This window comes from Catenulispora sp. EB89, from assembly GCF_041261445.1.
In the GTDB taxonomy this organism is placed as follows: Bacteria; Actinomycetota; Actinomycetes; order Streptomycetales; family Catenulisporaceae; genus Catenulispora.
The window spans coordinates 382372-404400 of the sequence record NZ_JBGCCU010000008.1 but is presented as its reverse complement, the minus strand read 5'-3'; the positions used below and the strand labels follow the sequence as shown (position 1 = coordinate 404400).

The window sequence follows — 22029 nt, the reverse complement described above, 5'->3', positions numbered from 1 at the left end:
GGGTGGGGAGTCGCAAAGTGCTGAAACGATTCATACCCCGGACAAACCGGCATCTAACCAGAGCCCTGACTCGAACGGCGCATTGTCGGGCGAGGGCCGGATCGGCTTTGGTTTGAATCGTTTTTAGCACTCGCCGCCGCTGGCACCCGCCGCCGTCAGCCCGGCGTCGAATCCGCGAAGGTGAAGAGCTTCCGCGCGTCGATCCGCACGCCGAACGCCCCGGCCAGCCCCTCCATCCACTCCTGGAATCCGGGCTGCTTCGGCAGGTAGTGGTCCAGCATCGCCTGCCGAAGCTCCGCGCACTCCGGACCGTGCAGGTCGAACAGCTCGGCCCGGCCGTGCACCGTCACCGCCAGCTCCTCCCCCGGCAGGTACGTCGCGCTGACCGCCGGGCGCGCCTTGAGGTGCCGGATGCGCACCGCGTCCGGGCCCGAGCTGAACCACCATGCGCCGTGCAGGAAGTAGCCGTCGAACGGGCCGGTGAGCGGGCGGCCGTCGGCGGTCACGGTCGCCACGGTGATCAGACACATGCCTTGCAGGCGTGCGGCGAGCGCCGTGGCGTCCATCCGACGATCAGCTGTGATGATGTCCCGCATGTGCGGCCCGGCGGCCGCCGCGCTGGCGTCGAGAAGCTGTTGCAACGCGGCCAGTTCTTCGGTGGTTTCGAGCATGGTGCGAATATGTCACGCCGCGGCGACAAGATCAGACAGCTGCGGGTACTTCGGCGTCGTCAACACTGAGCTGCTCGTCCGGCGGCGCCGGCCGGCCCTTGATCGCCGGGATGATCAGCGCGGCCAGCGACGCCAGCACCGCGGCCACGACCAGCAGCCAGAACACGTTCGTGTAGCCGGAGTCCTTCGGGATCGGGTTGGCGGCGGTGACGCCGGAGGCCAGCATGCTGGCCGCCACGCCGCTGCCGATCGCGCCGCCGATGGTGCGGATGTTGGCGTTCATGCCGCTGGCCACGCCGACCTGCGAGGCCGGGACCGACTGGACCACGATCGCGGACATCGAGGAGAACGCCAGGCCGATGCCGACGCCGAGCAGGCCGGAGGCCACGTAGATCTGCCAGCCCTGCGAATGTCCGAGGGCGAGCGCCGCGAAGCCGGGGATGCTGACCACGCAGCCGAGCACCAGCACGGCCTTCAGGCCGATGCGCTTGGCCAGCGGGGCGGCGGCGATGCCGAGCAGGAACATGAAGACCGTCATCGGCAGCAGGTAGACGCCGGACTGGGTGATGCTGGCGCTCAGGCCGTAGCCGGCGACCTTCCTCGGGGTCTGCACGAGCTGCGGCAGGAACGTCATCACGGTGTACATGCCGACGCCGAACAGCAGCGCCACGACGTTGGTGGTCCACACCGCCGGCAGCCGCATCATCCGCATGTCGATCAGCGGGGCGCTGGACTTCAGCTCGGTCCAGATCCACAGCGGCAGGCAGACCACGGCGCCGACGAACAGGCCGATCACCTTCGTCGAGCCCCAGCCCCAGGTCGGGCCTTCGCTGACGGCCAACAGCAGCATCACGAGCCAGGCCGAGAGCAGCACGGCCGCACCCCAGCTGATCTTCCCGGGCGTGCGCACCGGCGACTCGGGCACCCACAGCCAGCAGGCGATCGTCGCGATCGCGGTCAGGACCATCGGGATCCAGAACAGCCAGTGGTAGTTCAGGTGCGTGACGATCGGGCCGGCGATCAGCAGGCCCAGGCCGCCGCCGACGGCCACGGTGGCCGAGCCCAGGCCGATCGCGGCGTTCACCTTCTCGGCCGGGAACTCGTCGCGGATGATGCCGAAGGACAGCGGCAGCAGGCCGCCCCCGAGGCCCTGGATCGCGCGGGCCAGGATCATCAGGCCGACCGTGTGCGACAGTGCCGCCAGGCCGGAGCCGACGGTCAGCGCGAGCAGCGTGATGACCAGCATCCGCTCCTTGCCGACCTTGTCGCCGATCCGGCCGAGGATCGGGGTGGCCACGGAGGCGGCCAGCAGGTAGGCCGTCATCAGCCACGTCGCAGTGTCCTGCGTCGTGTGCAGGGCCGTGATGAAGGTGGCCAGGACCGGGGCGACGAGCGACTGCAGGACCGCGTAGGCGGAGATCCCTATGAGCAGGACCGCGAATATGACGTTGTAGTGGGGACGCGAGGCGTCCGCCGGACGTCTGGGCATGGTGCGACGGCTCCAGATCGGAAAGAGGAATGCGGGCACCGGACGATGCCGTCCGGCGGCCCGCCCACCCTACCGACTAAATGGCACGCCGCGACAGTAAACCGCCGAGTGGCCCCGATCACACATCCCGGGCCTGCGCTGCGGCCAGCCCGATCCGCGCCGAGGCCCGGATGGTGTCCTCCAGCGACAGACCGTGCTCCCCCGGCGCGCGGCACACGTAGTGCCGCAGCCCCTGGTGCATAGCGGCCAGCAGCATCGAGGCCTTGACCCGGACCCCCAGGTCGTCGGCCGGCAGGCCGAAGCGCTCGGCCAGCACCTGCGCCAGCGGCGCCACCGCCTCGGAGTAGCAGCGGCTCCACACCGCGTCCAGCAGCGGCTCGGTGTGCGTGAGCCGCAGCAGGTCGATGACCAGCAGCACCCGCGTCGGGGAGGCGGCGTCGCTGAACCAGCGGGTGTCGTCGGCGGCCTCGACCAGCGGACGCTCGGCGGGCAGGTCGCGCACGTAGGAGGTGAACCGGTCCAGCCCGAACGACAGCAGCGGCGCGGCACAGGCCTCCTTGCTGGGGAAATAGCGCCACAGCGTGCGGGTGGCGATGCCCGCGGCGTCCGCGATCTGCGCGACCGACGTCCCGTCCAGCCCCTGCTCGGTGAACAGCCGCACCGCCGCGATCGCGATCTCCAGGCGGATCTCGTCCTTGCGCGACTCGCTCAGCGGCGGCCTGCCGCCACGCCGCGCGGGTTCCGTCGCGGTCTGCGTCTGGGCCATGGGTGGCGCCTTCCCTGGTGGGTCTCCGTATTGGCTGAAAACCCATGTTAATGGCGCGTTGCGACAAATGGAAAAGGCGGTCGGGCCGGTGCGGGCCGGTCGCAGCGCCTGGGACGCCCGGCGCACGGAGCCGGCGTCGGCGTCGGCGTCGTGCCCCCGGGCGACATCATCCTCTGGTTCGGCTCCGAGAACCACACGCCGACTGTCGGTTCCGTATTCCGATGCCCGCATCAGAGCCGGTCGTAGATCGCCGCCAGTTGCCGCAGCACGTCGACCGCGGCGTCCAGGGCGGCGGTGTCATGGTGCGCGAACGCGGTGTCGAGCGCCTTGGTCAAGATCGCTTGGCGCTCGTCGTGGCGGCGGCGGCCGGTATCGGTGAGAGCGACCAGGACTGATCGCTTGTCGTGCGCGGGGCGTTCGCGGGTGACGTAATCGGCCGCGACCAGGCCGTTGACGAGTTGGGTGGTGGCAGCGTCGGTGGTCTCGGTGGCGGCGGCCAGTTGCCTGATCGACAGAGGGCTTCCCGCCTCGGCCAGGGCGCGCAGGGCCCGGGCGTGGGTGAGCGAGAGCGCGCCCGGGATGCGGGTGGCGCGCCCGCGCAGTCGGGAGTCGGCGGCGCTGAGGCTGTAGGCGGCGCGCGCGAGTACGTCGAGGGCTTGGTCGCGGGTGGGACCGGCAGCGGAGCCGGGGTGCGGCTCGGGCATGAGGATCGTCCTCTCGAAGTGCGGTTCGGCGGTCGGGGTTCGACGGTCGGGTTGACATCCACTTTAACCTAAGTACTTAATAGTTAAGTACTTAGGTGTTGCGGCGAAGGCCGGACACCCCGCGTGAAAGGACGTCATCATGACCATTCGTTCGACCGGCCAGAACTGGGCCCTGGACATAGCCCTCGCCCAGGGCGGCTTCGACGCCCTGCACCCCCGGGCCAAGGGCACCCTCGAGCAGCTCGGCCACGACCACACCGACTTCGACAAGGTCTTCGGCCTGGTCAGCAGCGGAGCCATGCTGCCCAAGGCCTGGGCCGCCGTGGCCGGACAGGCCGAGGAGCGCGCCGCCCACCACGACCGCGGCGGCTTCACGCAGACCGCAGCCGACCTGTACGTGCGCGCCGCCGTGATGTGGGGCCGCGCGCAGTATTCCATCTTCGACGCGACCGACCCGCGCAAGCTCGCCTTCCGTGAGCACGCCGACCACTGCGTAGCGCGCATCGGCGCGCTGCGCGGGAACCGGGTGCGCCGGGTGGTCCTGGACTTCGAGGGCGGGCAGATCTTCGGCCTGCTCCACCTGCCGGCAGGTGACGTGATCGGCGCCGCCGCCGTCATCCTCGGCCCCGGCATGGACATGATCAAAGAGGACTACATCTACGCCGCAGAGCGCTACTACACCTCCCGCGGCATCGTGGCCCTGTCCATCGAAGGCCCGGGCCAGGGCGAGACCAGGGCGAACGGACTGACCGTCGACCTGACGAACTACGAGCGCGCCATCAGCCGCTACATCGACTACCTGGCCGCGCTCCCGCAGGTCGACCCCGCCCGAATCGGCATGTTCGGCATCTCCATGAGCGGCTACTGGGGCTCGCGCGCCGCCACCACCGACCCCCGCCTCGCCGCGCTGGCCGCGTTCGAGGCCGTCACCGGCGACTTCACCACCATCTTCGAGCGCGCCCAGCCCACCTTCAAGAACAACTACATGTTCATGGCCGGCTACACCGACGAAGAGGCCTTCGACCACGACCTGGTCGCCCGCATGCCGCTCGGCGACCTCGTCGGGCAGATCACCTGCCCGGTGCTCTACGGCATCGGCGAGTTCGACGAACTCACCCAACTCGAGCAGGCTCTGGCCAGCTACGAGCGGGTCAGGGCGCCAAAGGAGATGCGCGTGTACGAGAACGAATTCCACCCGCTGGGCGGGGCCGCTGCGGAGGTCTTCCGCTTCGGCGCCGAATGGATCGAGCGCGCCCTGAACGGGGAGTTCCGCGAGCCGGGACGCGACGTGCGCCACTACGTCCACAGCGACGGGCGCACCACCGACCACACCGCCAACCCGACCTGGTGGCTCGGCACCATACCCACCCAGATCGCCGACGCCCGTAAGGCGTGAGACCGGAGGCCGGGGCGGCCCACCCGCAGGGGCCGCCCGACCCGACCGAGCGGCTAGGCGTCCTGCCAGGAATCAGAACTCAGAACTCGTTGATGAGCTTGGCCAACGCCTCGGTGGTGAGCGCCGGAGTCAGCGCATTGACACTGATCCGCTCCATCACCTGCAGATACACGTCCACATCATCGTTCTTGTCCAGATACAGCGCCCCGGACAGGTGCTCCAGGTACACCACGTCCGGCAGGTCCTGCTCGGCGAAGCGCAGGATGGTGAACGCGCCGGCGTCGGCGGCCTGTGCGCCGCACTCGAAGGGCAGCAGCTGCACCGTGACGTTCGGCCGCTCCATCATCTCCAGCAGGTGCGAGAGCTGCCGGCGCATGATCTCCGGGCTCCCCATCGGGCGCCGGACCGCCGCCTCGTCGAGCACCGCCCAGAAGCGCGGCGGGTTCTCGTCGTGGGACAGGACGTGCTGCCGTTCCTGGCGGATCGCGACGCGGCGCTCGACGTCCGCGTCGAGGGCGGTGTTGCCCCGGGCCACGACGGCGCGGGTGTAGTCCGAGGTCTGGAGCAGGCCGGGGATGAACTGCACCTCGTAGGTGCGGATCAGGTCGGCCGCCGCCTCCAGGCCCACGTAGTTGGCGAACCAGCTGGGCAGGACGTCGTGGTAGCCGTGCCACCAGGAGGCCGCGTTCGCCGCGTCGGCCATCGACAGCAGCGGCTCGCGCTCCCGCTCGTCGGTGACGCCGTACAGGGTCAGCAGGTCCGCGACGTCGCGGACCTTGAAGCCGACGCGCCCGAGTTCCAGCCGCGAGATCTTCGATTCCGAGGAGCGGATCTCGTAACCCGCCGCCTCCCGCGTGATGTGCGCCGCCTCGCGCAGGCGCCGCAGCTGGGAGCCGAGCATGAGGCGTCGAACAGTGCTGGACGTGCCTTGCGCCTCGCTCACCTGCACAAGGTACAGGCTTCCGGCGCGAGAGTCAGCGACACGGTCGATTTCGCAATCTCAGGGATATCCCCGAGAGGTTCACCAGGGGTTCACCGAGCCTGGAACACGTCCCCGTAGCGCTCCCAGCGCGGCCACGGCCCGAAGTGCACGGCGTACCACTGCCCGCGCCACGACAACAGGGAGAAGACCCCGAACGAGTGCGACACCCCGTCGAGCGTGTACCTGACGCGCGAGCCGTAGAGCCGATAGTAAGGGATCTTGTTCTCCTCGGACCCCGGCGTCATCCACTCCGCGTTGCCCGCCGGCACGTCGATCCCGACCAGCTGCGCCCGCTGCGCACCGGCGCCGAGCAGCCGGTGCGCGGCGTGCACGTCGAGGTCGAAGTAGCCCAGCAGGCGGTAGTCGTAGTCGCCGGCGGCGTTCCACAGGGCCTTGAGCTGGACGTACGCGGTCTTCGGGAAGAAGAACGGATGCGCTTCCTGCGGATCGTCGTCGACGATGCCCTGCCACAGCGCGTGCAGCCGGGCCTGGAACTGCTGGTCGGCGCTGCTCGGCAGGGCGCGGGTCTGCGGCAGGGTGCCCGGGTCGACGGCTGGCGCGGCGAGCACGGCCGGCGCCGAAGCCGGCTCCGGCGCCAGGCGGGAGGGCACGTGAAGGTGCAGCGGCGCTTCCGCGGTCGCCGTCACGGCTCTGGTCTGCGCGGGCTGAGACACCGCGTGGCGCGTGCTCTCCACCCCGGCCCACGCGGCGACGGCCACCGTCGCGCCGAGCGCGGCGACCCTGGTCAGCGGCCTCATGACAGGGTTCTTCTCCCCCGGGCACGCGCGCCATTCCCGGGTTCGCCCCGATGGCCTAGAGCCCGGTGCCGCAGTGCCGCAGTGCCGCAGGTCAGCCGAGCTGGCCGGTCGGCCGCACCACGAGCTGGTTCACGTCCACGCCCTCGGGCTGGTTGACCGCGAACAGGATCGCGGCGGCGATCTGCTCGGCGGTCAGCGCCGGCGCCGCCTGCGGTGATCCGCCGCGCTCGTCCCAGAATGGGGTGTCCACGACGCCCGGGGCGACCAGGGTGACGCCGACGCGGTCCTTGGCCACCAGCAGTCGCACGTTCTCGACCAGCGCGTGCACGGCCCACTTGGTGACGGAGTACATGTTGCCGGGCGTGTACCGGATGCCCGCGACCGAGCCGACGACCACGATCCGGCCCTTGGTCTCCCGCAGGTGCGGCAGCGTCTCGCGGACGAGCAGGGCCGGACCGAGGACGTTGGTCAGGACCATGGCACGCATGGCGTCGGGGTCGTGGGACTCCAGGTTGCCGGGCAGGGAGTAGCCGGCGTTGGCGATGACCGTGTCCAGGCGGCCCCAGGTGTCCACGACTTGACGGACGGTGGCGGCGACGTCGTCCGGTTCGGCGGCGTCGCCGCTGATCGTCAGCAGCCGGTCCCCGGCGTCGGCGTCGGCCTTCACGGAGGCGGCGAACGCGGCCAGCTTGTCGGCGTCGCGACCGGTGACCGCCACCCGGTGACCCTGTTCGAGCAGGGCACGGGCGGTGGCGGCGCCGATTCCGCTGGAACCTCCGGTGATCAACGTGACAGGTTCCATGCGGCGACCTCCGGGGCTTCAGATGTTGATCAACGGCGACCGACGCATGATATCCGACTCTTTCGACGCGGGGACGTCGCGAAGGGCGGCCTTCGCAGAGCCCTGGCACAGGTCGTTCAGGACCGGTCCTGAGCCGTTTCCGCGCTCACGAGGACGAAGGCGCGAGAACCCTGCGCACCGCGCCGCGCAGCCAGAAGTGCGCGCCGTCGGCTGTGTGCCGCGGGTGCCAGGCGATGCCGATGGTCAGCGGCGGCAGGGCCACGGGGACGTCGAGCAGGCGCAGCCCGAGGGCGTCGGCGTCCTGGGTGAGCGGCGAGGGAACGGCGCCGGGCAGTGCGGCCGGGACGAGGCAGACGACGTCGCTGCGGGCGGCCAGGGCCATCGCGGCGAGGTGGCTCGGGAGCACGACGCCGACCCGGCGGCGCAGGTCGTGTTCGGCCAGCGCGGTGTCGAGGGGCCCGGTGAAGCGGCCGCGGCGGCTGACCGCGACGTGCTGCGCGGCGGCGAGGCGGGCCGGGGTCAGCGGGCCCTCGGTGAGCGGGTGGCCGGGGCGGACGGCCGCCGCCATGCGCAGCGTGACCAGTTCCTCGACCTGGGTTTCGGGGTCCACGTGGTCGATGGAGCCGACCTCCAGATCGATCCGGCCGTCGCGCAGGGCGGGGCCGCCCTCCAACTCCTCGGCCCGGATGCGGAAGGAGACGCCGGGCGCCTCACGCTCGGCGAGTCGCAGCAGTCCGGGGGCCAGCGCCGCGCCGACCAGGTCGGCGGCCTGGAGAGTAAAGGTGCTGCGAAGCGTGGCGGGGTCGACGCTCGCGCCCGGGCTGAGCAGGGCTCCGAGGCTGCGCACGACGGCGGCGGCCTCCTCGCGCAGGGCTTGGGCGCGCGGGGTGGGGACCATCGTCTGGCCGGCGCGGACCAGGAGCGGGTCCTGCAGGAGGCGGCGCAGGCGGCCGAGGGTGCGGCTCATCGCGGCCGGCGAGGTGTGCAGGCGCGCGGCGGCGCGGGTCACGCTGTTCTCGGCCAGCAGGGCGTTCAGGGCGATCGCGAGGTTGGCGTCGAGGGTTGGTTCCGGGCTGCTCACCTGCATTATTCCATTTCCGTCAAGGATTCCGTGCTGAAGTTCCCATTGTGGCATCACGGCGGGGCCGCACAGGATGAGGGACGTACCGAACACCGATACCGACATCGGCACCGAACACCGATCCAGAACGAGCAACGAGGTTTTCATGATCGTCATCACCGGCCCGACCGGGAACATCGGCCGTCATCTGCTGTCCCTGCTGCTGGAGTCCGCCCCGGCCGCGGGCGAGGAGCTGCGTGTGATCGTGCGCGATCCCGGGCGGCTCCCGGAGGCGGCGCGCGGGCGCGTCGACGTGGTCATCGGCTCGCACGGCGATGCCGCCGTGCTCGACCGGGCCTTCGACGGCGCGGACGCAGTCTTCTGGCTGGTCCCGCCGGACGCGTCCCAGCCGCCGCACGAGGCGTGGAGCGCTTTCAGCCGCCCGGGGGTGAAGGCGTTCGGCGCGCACGGGGTCGGGCACGTCGTCGGCGTGTCGGCGCTGGGGCGCGGCACCCCGTTCGCCGACCGCGCCGGCCTGGTCAGCGCCTCGCTCGCGATGGACGACCTGATCGGCGAATCAGGCGTCGCCTACCGCGCGCTGGCCAACCCGTCGTTCTTCGAGAACCTGCTGGAGGAGGTCGACTCGATCCGTGAGAAGGGCGTCTTCCTCGACTGCGTGGACGGCGACCGCAGGGCGCCGATGGTCGCCGTCGCCGACATCGCGGCCGCCGCGGCTTCGCTACTGCTGGACCGCACGTGGCGCGGTGTCGGCAGCGTGCCGGTGCTCGGGCCGGAGGACCTGTCCCCCAACGACCTGGCGCGCATCATGAGCGAGCAGCTCGGGCGTCCGGTGCGCTACGAGCGCGAGTCGTTCGACGCGGTGTCCGCGACGCTGGTCGGGTACGGGCTCAACGCGGAGTTCGTGCAGGGCATCGTCGAAATGAAGCGGGCCAAGGAGAACGGCCTCGACGCCGGCGTGGCCCGCACCGCGGAGACCGCCTCGCCGACCCGCTTCGAGCAGTGGTGCGCCGAGACGCTGAAGCCCGCCTTCTTCGCCGCGCTGGAGGCATCCTGATGTCTGCGTCCACTCAAGCCACCGCCGAGCCGCCGGTCACAGCGTTCATGCTGGTCAAGACCACCCCCGAATGGCTGGCGCTGAGCGTGCAGGAACGCGTCGCGGCCTTCACCACCCAGGTCCTCCCGGCGATCAAAGCCAAGACCACCGGCGTCCGCTCGCGCTTCTACGACACGGAGTTCTACTCCGCACGCGTCACCGACGTCTGGGTCTGGGAGGCCGACGACCACCACGCCTACCAGCTGCTGATCGACGCGCTGCGCGAGACGCCGTTCTGGGACCGGTACTTCGAGGTCGTCGACCTGCTCGTCGGGACCGAGAACGGCTACGCACGGACGTACGGGGTCGAGGCGGTGGCCAGCGTCAGCACCTGACCGGCGCATCGCAGACCCGGGCAAGTCCAGCTCAAGCGAGCCGGCCTCGCCCGCCTCGGTCCACCCGGCTCAAATATCGTTCCCCGCAACGTACCCGAACGTCATCGCCGGCCCGATCGTCGAGCCCGCGCCCGCGTAGCTGTGCCCCATCACCGCGGCACTCGCGTTGCCCGCCGCGTACAGGCCGGGGATCACCGTGCCGTCGCTCCGGAGCACGCGCGCCCGCTCGTCGGTGACCATGCCGCCCTTCGTGCCGAGGTCGCCGGGGACGATGCGGAGGGCGTAGAACGGCGCGAGCCACAGGGGCGCCAGGCACGAGTTCGGGATCACCGCCGGGTCCGTGTAGTAGTGGTCGTAGACGCTCGCGCCGCGGCCGTAGTCCGTGTCGGTGCCGGTGAACGCCAGGCCGTTGAAGTGGGTGACGGTGTTCGTCAGCGTCGATGGGGAGACGCCGATCTGGTTCGCGAGGCCCCACAGGGTCAGGTCCCTGTAGACCGAGCCGTTCTGGTACCAGGAGTCGGGGAACGGCAGGGTCGGGAGGATGTCGCGGAAGACGTAGCGGTCGCGGAAGTTCTGGTCGATGATCAGCCACGCCGGGATGTCGGGCGCCGTCGCGTTCTGCCGGTACATCGTGTGCACCACGTCCACGTACGGCGCCGCCTCGTCGACGAAGCGGTGCCCGGCCTGGTTCACGATCAGGCCACCGGGCAGCGTCCGCTCGGCCAGGCAGAAGTACGGCCCGTCGCCGCTGGGGATCGTCGGGCCCCACCAGGCGTCGTCCATCAGCGCCAGCGCGGCGCCGGCGCGCTGGCCGGCCAGGATGCCGTCGCCGGTGTTCTCCTTCGCGCCGACGCTCCAGCTCGTGCCGATCGGCTGCTGCTGGTACTGCGCGCGCATCGCGGCGTTGTGCTCGAAGCCGCCGGAGCCGACGATGACGCCGCGCCGCGCGTTGATCAGGCCCGGCGTGCCGTTCTGCGTGACGACCACCCCCGCCGCGCTCCCGTTGACGATGTTCAGGTCCGTCAGCGGCGTGTTCAGCAGCACCGGGACGCCGGCCTGCATCAGCCCCGCGCGCAGCCCGGTGGCCAGCGACTGCCCCATGGTCAGCGGCTTCTGCCCGGCCAGGGCGGCGGCGGCCCCGCGCGCGGCGGCCTCGGCGGCCACCGCCGTGCCCTTGGCGTTGACCGCGGCCAGGTTGATCCACTTGTAGTCCTGGCTGAACACCACCAGCCCGGCCGGCACCGGCAGGTAGGCCGGGTTCAGGTTCGCCAGCTCCGATCCCAGGATGTGCCCGTCGATGACGTCCGGCTCGATCGACCGGCCGCCGGGCATCCCGCCGGGAAGCTCCGGATAGTAGTCGGAATAGCCGTCCATCCACTTGAAGCGGCACGGGCTGTGCGCCATGACGAACGACAGCATCGCCGGTCCGTTGGTCAGGAACGCGGCCTGGCGCGCCGGGGTCGAACCGCTGCCGACGACCGCCGCGAGGTATTCGGCCGCCAGGGCCGGGGTGTCGGGGACGCCGGCGGCGAGGATCACCGAGTTGTTGGGGATCCAGATCCCGGCGCCCGAGCGCGCGGCCGAGCCGCCGAACGTCGGCGCCTTCTCGACGACCACCACCGACAGGCCACGCGCCGCGACGGTGAGCGCGGCGGTCATCCCGGCGGCGCCGCAGCCGACCACGACGACGTCGTACGTCCCGAGCACGGGAGCGTCGGCGTAGGCGTTAGTACCGCCGAAAGCTCCGGCGCCGAAGAGGGCGGCGGTGGTCCCCGCGGCGGCGCCCTGCAGGACGCGGCGGCGGGAAAGGTCTGTTCCGTGCTCGGGCATGGGGCCCTCCGAATCCGAGACCTGACGATGCGTCAGAACGCATCAGGAATCTGATCCGGTGCTCTTGGGAAGTCAAGAGTCCTTCCGGCCCCGGCCGTGGGTCAGGGATTCAGCGGCGGCGCGACCACGAGCGAGACCGACAGCGACCGGTTCCCCGACGAGGCCCGCACGTGGTACCGCCCGTCCGGCAGCACGATCGCGCCCGCTCCCTGGTCCAGGGCGACGCTGAACGTTCCGCTCCCGTCGGCCACGGTCTCGGCCTGCGGCACGGCGGCGTCCAGGAACGTGACCGTGACCGTCTGCCCCGCCGGCCACCCGACGCCTTCCAGGATGAAGGTGGTCCGAGGGTCGCCGAACGGCGGCCGGACGTCCAGCCGCGTCCCGTCCACCACGGTCGCGGCGCCGGGCGGCGGACCCTGCGGCGGACCCCCGCCCGGTGGCGGGCCCTGCGGCGGCGGACCACTGCGGGTCGGCGGGGGCGACGAGGCGGTCGGCGGCGGGGAACCGGGAGGCGAGCCGGTGGGCCGAGCACTGGTCGCGCCGGCTGCCCCGGCTGCCCCGCTCACCCTGCTAGTCCCAGTCGCCGCTGCGCCGGCCGTCGGCCCGGCCCCCGCCTGCGTCGAGTCCGAGGCCTTGCCGCCGAGCGTCACCACGCCGGCGAGAAACAGGGCACTGATCGTCGCCGCGCCGATCGCCAGCACCACACTGCCCGCGACCACCGCCGGCCCCATCGGCGAGCGCCGCTGCCAGCGCCCCGGACCCCACCGTCCGACGCCGGACCCGGCGCGGGCCCGCCGCCGGCTCGACGCCGCGCGGCTGGCCGGCACCCAGTGCGACCCGTCCTCGTCCGGTGGCAGCGACGGGTGGCGGGGCCGCGGGTCGTGGTCCGGGGAGTCGTCCGCGGTCCCGGCCCCGAGGTCGTAGGTCCCGTCGCCGGTGAACACCGTCTGGTCCACGGGGTCCGAGAGATCCCCGAGGCTGTCGGCGGAGCGCACCGCGACGTGGGTCTCGTCGTCCGAACCCTCGCCCGCCGCGTCCGGCGTCGAACGCCGGGTCCGCGCCAGCTCCATCTGCTCGCTGCGATAGCCCTCGATGTACTCCAGCACCGCGTCGGGCAACGCCTGCGTGGCGTCGGCCGCGGCCAGGTGCGGCGCCAGGGCGGCGAGCAGCGAAGCGGGCGTCGGGCGGTCCGTCGGCTTCAGCGCCAGACAGGCCGCGACCAGCCCGCGCACCTCCCGGGGCACCTGCGCCAGGTCCGGGGGCCGCCGCATCTTCTGCAGCAGGACCCCGACGGCCTTCTCCTCCTGGTACAGCGCGGCGCCGGTGGCCGCGTGGTAGAGCGTCGCGCCGAGCGCGAACACGTCGGCGGCCGGTCCCACGACCGGTTCCCCCGCCGCCTGCTCGGGCGCCATGTACAGCGGCGTCCCGAGCACCATCCCGGCGGCCGTGCCCTGCGGCAGTCCGTCCCTGCGGGCCAGCCCGAAGTCGATGACCCGCGGACCGTCGGCGGTGACGAGCACGTTGGCGGGCTTGAAGTCCCGGTGCACGAGCCCGGCCCGGTGGACGCACTCCAGCGCCTCGGCGCAGCCGGCGGCCAGCCAGCGCACCGCCGACACCGCGAGCGGGCCGCAGGTGGCGACCAGTTCCTCCAGCGACGGCGCGGGCACGTACACCGTGGCCAGCCACGGCAGGTCGGCGTGCGGGTCGGCGCCCACCACGGCGGCGGTGAACGCGCCGCTGACCCGCTTGGCCGCGTCCACCTCGTGCGCGAACCGGCGCCGGTATCCGGGGTGCTCGGCGAGCCCGGCCCGGATGGTCTTCACCGCCACCAGCCGCGAGGACGCCGAGCGCGCGAGGTACACCTCGCCCATGGCGCCCGCGCCGAGGCGCCGTACCACCTCGTAGGGCCCGATCCGGGCAGGGTGGAACGCCTGTGGCTGCCCTGACCGCGTCCGCATCGAGATCCGCCCTCCGCCAGAGACTGTGGCGCCGGAGCCTGGGTGCACGCTGCGATTGCAGAGTCCTTATTAATCTAGCTGCTGGGGCGGGACGTGGCGGGTCTTCAGGGAACTCCGTCCGAGTGGTAACCGAGTTGTAGTAATCCAGCGATCTAGGCGGTCGCCAGATCGGTGGACGGCACCGGCGTCTCCTCCGAGAGCAAGCCCTCCTCGCGCAGACGCGTCCAGACGCCCGCCGGTACCGGCCGCGCGGCCCACTCCAGGTTCTGCGCCAGCTGCCCGGGCGAGTCCGGGCCGGTCAGGACGCAGCGCACCGCGGGATGCCCCAGCGGGAACTGCAACGCCACGGCCGCCGTGGGCACGCCGAACTCATGGCACACCTTCGCGATGCGCGCGGCCTTCGCGCGGGTCTGCTCGTCAACCGGACGGTAGCGGAACATGGCGTCGGCGACGCCGTCGATGAGCCCGCCGTGCAGCGACTGCGCCGCGACGACGGTGACGCCGCGCCGCTCGGCCTCGGGCAGCAGCTCGTCAAGAGCCTGAGTGTCCAGCAGCGTGTAGACGCCCGCTGCCAGCACCAGATCCAGGTCGGTCTCCCGGATGAACCGGGCGAGCATCGGCGCCTGCACCATGCCGACGCCGACCGCGCACACCACCCCCTCGTCGCGCAGCCGCGCCACCGTCGGCCACGCCTGCTCCAGGGCCTCGCGCCAGTGGTCGTCGGGGTCGTGGATGTAGAGCATGTCCACGCTGTCGACGCCGAGCCGCAGCAGGCTCTCCTCCAGCGAGGTCAGGATCCCCTCCCGGCTGAAGTCGTAGATCCAGTCGGCGCCGGTCTGTTCGGTGTCCGGGTGCGAAGGCCGGACCAGGCGGCCGACCTTCGTGCTCAGCACGTACTCCGCACGAGGCCGTCCGCGCAGCGCGAGCCCCAGCAGCCGCTCGGAGTGCCCGGCGCCGTACATGGGAGCGGTGTCGAAGTAGCGCATCCCGCTGTCCCACGCCGCCTCCACACAGTCCAGCGCCTGCCCGAGCCCGACACCGTCGTTGGCGATCGCGGCCGCGCCGAAGCCCAGCCGGGGAAGTGTGATCATGCCTTGACCCCTCCGGACACCAGGTCCACTCGCCAATACCGTTGCAACAGCAGGAACACCGCGGCCAGCGGCACGATCGACACCAACACCCCGACGATGACGATCGTGTACTGCGCGGCCTGGCCGCCGGTGATGATGAGCAGCCCGTACAGCCCTTCGGTCAGTGGGAACAGCTGGTCCCGGTTGAGCATCACGAAGGGCAGCAGGAAGTTGTTCCAGATGCCGATGAACTGCAACAGGAACACCGTCACCAGCGCCGGCATCATCAGGCGCGCGCCGATCGAGGCGAACATCCGCCACTCCGAGGCCCCGTCCACCCGCGCCGCCTCCAGCAGCTGGTCGCTGACCGACGCCTCGGCGTAGATCTTGCACAGGTAGATCGCGAACGGGCTGACCAGCTGCGGCAGGATCACCGCCGCGTAGTTGTTGGTCATCCCGAGCTTGGCCAGCAGCAGGAACTGCGGGATGGCCAGCATGATCTGCGGGAGCAGGACGGCCGCGACGATCAGCCGGAACAGCCAGACGCTGCCGGAGAACCGGTATTTGCCCAGCGCGTAGCCGGCGCAGCCGCAGACGATCGTGGACAGCGTCGCACCGCCGACCGCGTAGATCACCGAGTTGACGGCCCAGCGGATGAAGATGCCGTGGTCGTAGGAGAACAGCGCGCGCAGGTTGGAGAAGAAGCCGCCGTGGAAGGACGGCGCGAACGGCGCGGTCGAGAACAGCTCGCTGTTCGTCTTGGTGGAGGCGATCACGATCCACACCACCGGCAGCACGCAGTACACGGCGCCGATCAGCAGGATGACGGTCGGGACCCAGTTGGTCCGGCCGCCGGCGTTCCTGCCGGGTCCGGCCGCCCCGGTCCGGGTTCTGCCCGCCTTCGCCGTCCCGGTCGTGGCCGCTGTCATCGTTCACTCCTACGCGCTATCAGACGGAGCACCGTGTTGGCGGCCACGGTGGCGGCGACCGTCAGCACGATGAGCAGGAACGAGGCGGCCGCCCCGCGGTAGATGTCGTTGTCCACGAAGGCGTCGGTGTAGACGCGCATCAGGGGCACCCAGGTCGAGCTGATCGCGTTGGTGACCGGCTTGAGCGTGGTCGGCTCGTTGAACAGCTGGAGCGCGCCGATCAGCGAGAAGACGGTCACCAGCGTCAGCGTCGGGGCCAGCAGCGGCAGCTTGATGCGCAGCGCGATCTGCAGCTCGCTGGCCCCGTCGAGTTCGGCGGCCTGGAACAGCTCGCGCGGCAGCCCGCGCAGCGAGGTGTAGATGACGACCATGTTGAAGCCCAGGACGCCCCACACCGCGACGTTGGCCACGGCGAAGAACACCGTGTGCGAGCCGAAGTAGTTGATCGTGTCGCCGCCGATCGGGCTGGTCGCCGGCAGGTACATGAAGCCCCACAGCAGCGTGGCGACGACCCCGGGCACCGCGTACGGCAGGAAGATCGCCAGTCGCGAGAAGCCGACGAGCCGGGTCCGTTTGGCGTCCAGGCACAGCGCGAACAGCGTCGAGAAACCGATCGTGGCCGGCACCCCGATCACCGCGACCAGCAGCATCCGGCCGATGCTGTGCCAGAACTCCGCGTCGCCGAACGCCGCGCGGTAGTTCTCCAGGCCGGCGAAGACCGTGGTCGGGTTGTCGGTCCCGAACAGGCCGCCGCCGGCCTTCTGCTTCATGAAGCTGAGGTAGATCGCGTAGGCGCCCGGCGCCACCGTGAACAGCAGGAACAGCACCACGGCCGGGATGAGCAGGATCTGCGGGAGCAGCGTGTGCCTGCGGCGAGGAGCCTTCATGGCCTCTTCTTCCTGTCCTTTCCTGTCCTCATCTCGTCCTTCCAGCTCAGCCGGTGACCGAGAAGCCGCGCTTCTTCAGGTCGTCGACCGTCGCCTGCTGCATCTGGGTCAGTGCCGCGGACAGCGGCGTCTTGTTCTGCAGGGCGGCGGCGAAGTCGTTGGAGTAGGCGTCGAAGGTGACGTTCGCGTTCGGGCCCCAGACCTGGAACGTGCGCACGTTCTTGGCCGCCTGCGCGATCAGTGTGTTGTAGTCCTGCTGGTCGGACATGAACGGCGGCGGCGTCTTCAGCGCGTCCTGGTTCTGGTTGGACAGCGACGCCGGGAACGCTGCGACCTGCTGGATCAGGGTCTTGACGCCCTCGGTGGAGGAGTTGAGCCACTTGACGAACTTCGCGGCCTCGGCCGGGTGCTTGGAGTTCGCGGTCACCGCCTCGGTCTCGCCGCCCCAGATGCCCACGGTCGGGTCGCCGGCGGTCCAGGCCGGCAGCGGCGCGGCGACCCACTTGCCGGCGGTGTCCTTGGCCACCGACGGGAACTGGTTCGGCGCCCACTGCGCGCTGACCCAGCCGATGATGTTCCCGCTGTTCATGTCGGTGCTCCATTGCGGGGACCAGTTCGGCTCCGGGGACACCAGGCCCTTGTCGATCAGGTTGCTCCAGTAGTTCGCGACCTTCTGCGTCGGGGCGTCGTCGATGGCCACGTTCCAGGTGGTCCCGGACGTCGTCCACCAGTTGGCGCCGGCCTGCTGCGCGAGCCCGGCGAACCAGCCGGAGTCCACGGCCGAGAAGTTGCCGATGTACTGCTTGGGGTTCTTGGCGTGGATCGTCGCGGCGTCCGCGGCGTACTCGTCCCAGGTGGTCGGGGGCTTGAGGCCGAGGGAGTCGAAGATGTCCTTGCGGTAGAAGAAGACCATCGGGCAGACGTTCTGCGGGACGCCGTAGGTCTTGCCCTCGAACTGCACCTGCGCCAGCGAGGACTTGTCGAAGTCGGCGGAGATGTCGCCGATGTACTGGTCGATCGGGACGATCACCTTGTTGGCGATCAGCGCCGGGAGGGCCTGGTACTCGACCTCGGTGACGTCCGGGTTGGTGCCGGCGGCGTTGTTGGTGATCAGCTTGTTGTAGAGGGTGTAGCCGGTGCCCGAGGGCTTGCTCAGCTGCACCTGGATGTCGGGGTTGGCCTGGTTCCACTGGTCGACGGCGGCCTGCATGCCGCCGTCCCAGTTGACGAAGGTCAGGGTGACCTTGCCGTGGCTGCCGCTCGCGGCGCCGGCCTTGGACGAGGAACTGGAGGAGCCGCATGCGGTCATCGCGAGCGCGGTGGCGGCCAGGGTGAGGGCGGCGGTGCCCCTCATGAGGTTGGTGCGCAATCCATTGCCTCCTTTATGCATTGCATTGTCATGTGGTTGGTCATGCACCGACAGCCCAGGCCGGATAGGACACCGGCGAGGTCTGCAGGCCGATCCACTGCCGCCGGGTGAACCCGGCCAGCTGGCCTTCTCCGCCGTGGCGGGCGTAGCCGTCGTTGACGTGCACTTCGTTGCTGTGCATGCGCTCGGCGAACGCGTAGCCGCGCAGCGGGTCGCCGGTGAACACGGAGTTCATCAGCGTCCGGTGGCGGTTGGCGAGCTCCAGCGCCTGGTCCTCGGTGTCCACGACCGTGACCGGCAGGACCGGCCCGAACGTCTCCTCCTGGAAGATCGGCATGTCCGGGGTGACCTCGGTGAGGACGGTGGGCCGGTAGAACAGGCCGTCGTACTCGCCGCCGACCGCGACCCGCGCGCCGGCCCGGACCGAGGGCAGGACCAGGCCCTCGTGGAAGCGGGCGAGCTGGCCGGCGGTGATCACCGGGCCGAGGTCCACCTCGTCGCGCAGCGGGTCGCCGACCCGCAGCTTGCGCACACGCTCCACGATCGCCTCGGTGAAGGCGTCGGCGATCGAGCGCTGCACGATGTGCCGGCCGGCGCTGATGCAGGTCTGGCCCTGGTACCACAGGGCGGTCCAGACCGCGCAACTCGCCGCCTGGTCGACGTCGGCGTCGTCGAGCACGACGAAGGCGTTGTCGCCGCCGAGCTCGGTGATCACCGGCGTGCCGGTACGGGCGCCGTGACCGCGGATCGCAGCGCCGACCTCGTAGGATCCGGTGAAGTGGATCAGGTCCAGGCCGGGGTGCTGCGACAGCGCGGCGCCGGTGGTGGGTCCGTCGCCGGGCAGCACGGCGAAGACGCCGTCCGGGACCCCGGCCGCGCGCGCCGCCTCGGCGAGCACCTGGCCGCCGGCGATCGGCGTCAGCTCGGCGGGCTTCAGCACGACGGCGTTGCCGTAGGCCAGGCCCGGGGCCAGGGCGCGCATCGCCAGGCTCATCGGGTAGTTCCACGGCACGATCAGGCCGATGACGCCGAGCGGCACGGCCCGGGACAGCGACATCTTGCCGGGCTTGTAGGGCGGCAGGATCGAGCCGGCGTTCTCGGTGAGCTGGGTCGCGGAGTTCAGCAGCTGGTTGACCGACTGGCCGAGCTCCTCCTCGGCCTTCTCCGCGGTGCCGCCGGTCTCGCGGACGATCAGCGTGATGAGCTCGTCGTGGCGCTGCTGGAGCTGCGCGGCGAAATCGCGCAGGACCTCGCAGCGGGTGTTCGCGTCGGTGTCGGCCCAGGCCGGCTGCGCGCGCCGGGCGGCGGCGACCGCCCGCTCGACCTGGACGGCGGAGGCGTCGCCGTACCGGGCGAAGGCGCGGCCGGCGGCCTTGTCGAGGACCGGACGCCAGGGGGCGGCGGGGGCTTCGAAGCGGCCGTCGATGAAGACTTCGGCGGTGTACTCGACCGCCTCGGTCGTCGCGGTGGTCGCTGCGGTGCTGACAGAACTCATCAGGGATCCTGATTCTCTGCGTGCTGGTGCTTTGCGTGATGGTGCTCTGCGTGTTTCGGCCCGGTGTCCACTCGCTGACGACCGGACTTAATTAACGATGAAAGATAAGGGGGCCGGAGGGGGCTGTCAACGCCCCCGCCGAGAGCCGGATCTACCGCGCGGCCCAGAGCAGACCGCGCTCCGTCAGGGTTCTGACAGTGGGTTCGCGCAGGTCCTCGACCCGGTGCCCGACCGCCGAGACGAACACCTTCCCGGCGCCCCACCGCCGCGTCCACACCACCGGCATCGGCACCGCGTCGCCGCCCTGACCTCCGTCTCGGGCGTCAACACTGGTGGTCGCCAGGACCGTGTTGCGGGCGTCGGTGATCACCCAGTACTGCTCGCTGTGAACGTCGAAATCACCGAGCCCGGCAACGATCGGATGCCCGGCGTGCGCGTCCTCGATCTCCACGCGATAGCTCAGGAACTCCGGCGGATGAAACAGGAACAGCCCGCCGACCATGCGCAGATAGTCCGGATTGCGAAAAGCGGCCAGCACCCCGCCGTGCCACCCGGCGAACCCCGTCCCCGCCGCGACGGCAGCCACCAACCCGGCACTCTGCTTCTCGCTCAAATCCTCGCGCCGCTCCCCCTCCGACCAGCACTGGACCACCAGATCAGTACCCGCGAGCAGCTCGGCGTCGCAGTACACATCAAGACCGTCGGCGACCTCGACGACGAACCCGGCGGCCCGCAACGCCGGAATGAACAACTCGGTGGTGGCGACCGGAGCATGCCCCTCCCACCCACCACGAACAACCAGCGCGGACCGAGGAACGGGGGAACTGACTGGCATGGGGCCTCCCGGGCACGTCGAAAAGGCGCCGGAGCCGGCGCCGGTCACTTTGTCTCCAACGTAAGCGAAGTGATCGACGGCTGACAATGGCCGGGAGGATCAAGAAAGTGTGATGAGGCGGCGCCCCGACGACTGCGGCGGAAACCACAACCGGCCGACTTCTCAGACGACACCCGAAGCCGCAGGCCGGCCGCTTGTCGTCGACAACCGCAGCTCAGACTGCGATCAGACTGCGATCTGAACTGCTGCGATCCGAACAGGCCTCAGGCTGCTACGTGCCCGCCCGCCGCCAGCAGCCGCGCCACCGGAAGCGTTGCCGCTCCGAGCGCGACCGCGCCGGGGCCGAGTTCGCCGACCCCGATGCGCGTCTGGTCGAACAGGTACGGCAGCGCGTGGCGTTGTGCGGCGGCGCGGATCGCGGGCATCAGGAGCGGTCCGAGCTGCTCGCCGACCCAGCCGGCAAGGATCACCTGGTCCGGGTTGATGAGGTTGATGAGGTTGCCGACTCCGATGCCCAGGTACTCCGCGACCTCGTCGAAGGTCGCGGTCGCGGCCTCGTCGTCGCCGGCTTCGAAGCGGGTGGCCAGCTCGGCCATGCGTGCCTCGGTGCCCTCCTGGGTCAGGGGGCGGCCCTTCGGGTGCGCCAGGTAGGCGTCCAGGATGGCGGTGGCGCCGACGTAGGCCTCCAGGCAGCCGTGGGAGCCGCAGCGGCACGCCCGGCCGCGGGCCTCGATCACCGCGTGGCCCCACTCGCTGGTGGAGCTCGATCCGCTCTCGGCGAGGGTCGAGCCGACCGCGATCGCGGCGCCGACGCCGACGCCCCACAGCGCGACGACCGCGCGGCGGGCCTCGCGGCCGGCGCCGCGCCAGGCTTCGGCCTGGCCGAGGGTGCGGGCGCAGTTGTCGATGAGGATCGGCGCGGTGAGCTCGGCTCGCAGGGCGTCGCCGAGCGGTACGCCGGACCAGCCGAGGGTCGGTGCGTGGACCACGCCGCGCTCGCCCTCCTGGACCGCGCCGGGCACGCCGATGCCGATGCCGAGCAGCTGCTCCTGCGCTACCCCGGTGCTGTCGAGGAGCGAGTGGACTCCGGCAACGACCAGGCGGACCACCACGTCCGGGTCGAGGCGTCCGACCCGGATCTCGTGCGTGGAGGTGGCCTGCGTGGACAGCGTCCAGTCGAACAGCACCACGTGGATGTGCGTCTCGCCGATGTCGACGCCGACGACGTACCGGAACCCGGGACGCGCCGCGAGCACGGTCCGCGGCCGCCCGCCGTTGGAGTCCACCGACCCCGCCTCGGCGACGAGCCCGTCCCCGATGAGGTCGGACACGACGTTGCTGACCGCCGCCGAGCTCATCCCGGCCAGCCGCGCCAGCTCCGGCCGGCTCACCGCCTGCCCGAGGTAGACAGCCGACAGCAGGGCGGCGCGGCTGCGGCGGCGAAGATCGCGCGTCGTCTGCGCACCGGCCTGGATCACAGGAGGAATTGTGCCAGAAGGAGGGTCATGGTGAAGAGTGCGCTGGGAGCGGGCGGCCGGCGGGCACGAAAGCGCCTCGGAGCCGCAGCCCCGAGGCGCCC

At 70.9% G+C, this 22029-nt stretch carries 20 protein-coding genes; 3 read left to right on the top strand and 17 right to left on the bottom strand.

Annotated elements, in window-relative coordinates; all coding sequences use genetic code 11:
* Positions 1-155: 155 nt before the first annotated feature.
* The 4 genes from ABH920_RS20295 to ABH920_RS20280 all read right to left on the bottom strand — a co-directional run bounded on the left by ABH920_RS20295 (position 156) and on the right by ABH920_RS20280 (position 3630).
* Positions 156-671, bottom strand: coding sequence for a pyridoxamine 5'-phosphate oxidase family protein (locus tag ABH920_RS20295; RefSeq protein WP_370350609.1), 516 nt, complete (start codon positions 669-671; stop codon positions 156-158).
* Between the two features lie 31 nt (positions 672-702).
* Positions 703-2160, bottom strand: a complete 1458-nt coding sequence (locus tag ABH920_RS20290) for an MFS transporter (RefSeq protein WP_370350608.1) — start codon at positions 2158-2160, stop codon at positions 703-705.
* A 118-nt stretch (positions 2161-2278) separates the two neighbouring features.
* Positions 2279-2926: a TetR/AcrR family transcriptional regulator gene (locus ABH920_RS20285; RefSeq protein ID WP_370350607.1), complete on the bottom strand. Its 648-nt coding sequence runs from the start codon at positions 2924-2926 to the stop codon at positions 2279-2281.
* Positions 2927-3156: 230 nt separating this feature from the next.
* Positions 3157-3630, bottom strand: a complete 474-nt coding sequence (locus ABH920_RS20280; protein WP_370350606.1) for a MarR family winged helix-turn-helix transcriptional regulator — start codon at positions 3628-3630, stop codon at positions 3157-3159.
* A 139-nt stretch (positions 3631-3769) separates the two neighbouring features.
* Here ABH920_RS20280 and ABH920_RS20275 point away from each other — a divergent pair, with 139 nt between their 5' ends.
* On the top strand, positions 3770-5026 hold the full coding sequence (locus tag ABH920_RS20275; RefSeq protein WP_370350605.1) for an alpha/beta hydrolase: 1257 nt from the start codon (positions 3770-3772) through the stop codon (positions 5024-5026).
* Between the two features lie 79 nt (positions 5027-5105).
* On the opposite strand, the gene ABH920_RS20270 is transcribed toward ABH920_RS20275, so the two are convergent.
* The 4 genes from ABH920_RS20270 to ABH920_RS20255 form a co-directional block, all read right to left on the bottom strand.
* Positions 5106-5969, bottom strand: coding sequence for a helix-turn-helix domain-containing protein (locus ABH920_RS20270; RefSeq protein WP_370350604.1), 864 nt, complete (start codon positions 5967-5969; stop codon positions 5106-5108).
* Positions 5970-6058: 89 nt separating this feature from the next.
* Positions 6059-6766, bottom strand: a complete 708-nt coding sequence (locus tag ABH920_RS20265; protein WP_370350603.1) for a hypothetical protein — start codon at positions 6764-6766, stop codon at positions 6059-6061.
* Positions 6767-6857: 91 nt separating this feature from the next.
* A complete protein-coding gene (locus tag ABH920_RS20260; protein ID WP_370350602.1) occupies positions 6858-7568 on the bottom strand; it encodes an SDR family oxidoreductase in 711 nt (236 codons plus the stop codon).
* Between the two features lie 145 nt (positions 7569-7713).
* Positions 7714-8655, bottom strand: a complete 942-nt coding sequence (locus ABH920_RS20255; protein ID WP_370350601.1) for a LysR family transcriptional regulator — start codon at positions 8653-8655, stop codon at positions 7714-7716.
* 139 nt (positions 8656-8794) lie between these two features.
* On the opposite strand from ABH920_RS20255, the gene ABH920_RS20250 reads away from it, so the two are divergent.
* Together ABH920_RS20250 and ABH920_RS20245 are read left to right on the top strand one after the other, a co-directional pair.
* Entirely contained in the window at positions 8795-9703 is a 909-nt protein-coding gene (locus ABH920_RS20250) for an NAD(P)H-binding protein (RefSeq protein WP_370350600.1), read from the top strand.
* Positions 9703-10077: a darcynin family protein gene (locus ABH920_RS20245; RefSeq protein WP_370350599.1), complete on the top strand. Its 375-nt coding sequence runs from the start codon at positions 9703-9705 to the stop codon at positions 10075-10077. The genes ABH920_RS20250 and ABH920_RS20245 overlap by 1 nt, the downstream gene beginning before the upstream one ends.
* A gap of 69 nt (positions 10078-10146) precedes the next feature.
* Here ABH920_RS20245 and kstD read toward each other — a convergent pair whose 3' ends face one another.
* The 9 genes from kstD to ABH920_RS20200 form a co-directional block, all read right to left on the bottom strand.
* Complete coding sequence (kstD, locus tag ABH920_RS20240) at positions 10147-11907, bottom strand: 3-oxosteroid 1-dehydrogenase (protein ID WP_370350598.1); 1761 nt, start codon at positions 11905-11907, stop codon at positions 10147-10149.
* A 101-nt stretch (positions 11908-12008) separates the two neighbouring features.
* Positions 12009-13865: a serine/threonine-protein kinase gene (locus ABH920_RS20235; protein WP_370350597.1), complete on the bottom strand. Its 1857-nt coding sequence runs from the start codon at positions 13863-13865 to the stop codon at positions 12009-12011.
* Positions 13866-14017: 152 nt separating this feature from the next.
* Positions 14018-14956, bottom strand: coding sequence for an aldo/keto reductase (locus tag ABH920_RS20230; RefSeq protein ID WP_370350596.1), 939 nt, complete (start codon positions 14954-14956; stop codon positions 14018-14020).
* On the bottom strand, positions 14953-15864 hold the full coding sequence (locus tag ABH920_RS20225) for a carbohydrate ABC transporter permease (protein ID WP_370350595.1): 912 nt from the start codon (positions 15862-15864) through the stop codon (positions 14953-14955). Before ABH920_RS20225 ends, ABH920_RS20230 begins: the two co-directional genes overlap by 4 nt.
* Positions 15861-16751, bottom strand: coding sequence for a carbohydrate ABC transporter permease (locus ABH920_RS20220; protein WP_370350594.1), 891 nt, complete (start codon positions 16749-16751; stop codon positions 15861-15863). Before ABH920_RS20220 ends, ABH920_RS20225 begins: the two co-directional genes overlap by 4 nt.
* Positions 16752-16797: 46 nt before the next feature.
* The gene (locus ABH920_RS20215) at positions 16798-18120 is read right to left on the bottom strand and encodes an ABC transporter substrate-binding protein (protein WP_370350593.1); all 1323 of its coding nucleotides are present in this window, start codon (positions 18118-18120) and stop codon (positions 16798-16800) included.
* Positions 18121-18160: 40 nt separating this feature from the next.
* Positions 18161-19615 (bottom strand): aldehyde dehydrogenase family protein, encoded by a 1455-nt coding sequence (locus tag ABH920_RS20210; protein ID WP_370350592.1) that lies wholly within the window; start codon positions 19613-19615, stop codon positions 18161-18163.
* 151 nt (positions 19616-19766) lie between these two features.
* On the bottom strand, positions 19767-20450 hold the full coding sequence (locus ABH920_RS20205; RefSeq protein ID WP_370350591.1) for a ThuA domain-containing protein: 684 nt from the start codon (positions 20448-20450) through the stop codon (positions 19767-19769).
* Positions 20451-20713: 263 nt separating this feature from the next.
* A complete protein-coding gene (locus ABH920_RS20200; RefSeq protein WP_370350590.1) occupies positions 20714-21928 on the bottom strand; it encodes an ROK family protein in 1215 nt (404 codons plus the stop codon).
* Between the last annotated feature and the right edge of the window lie 101 nt (positions 21929-22029).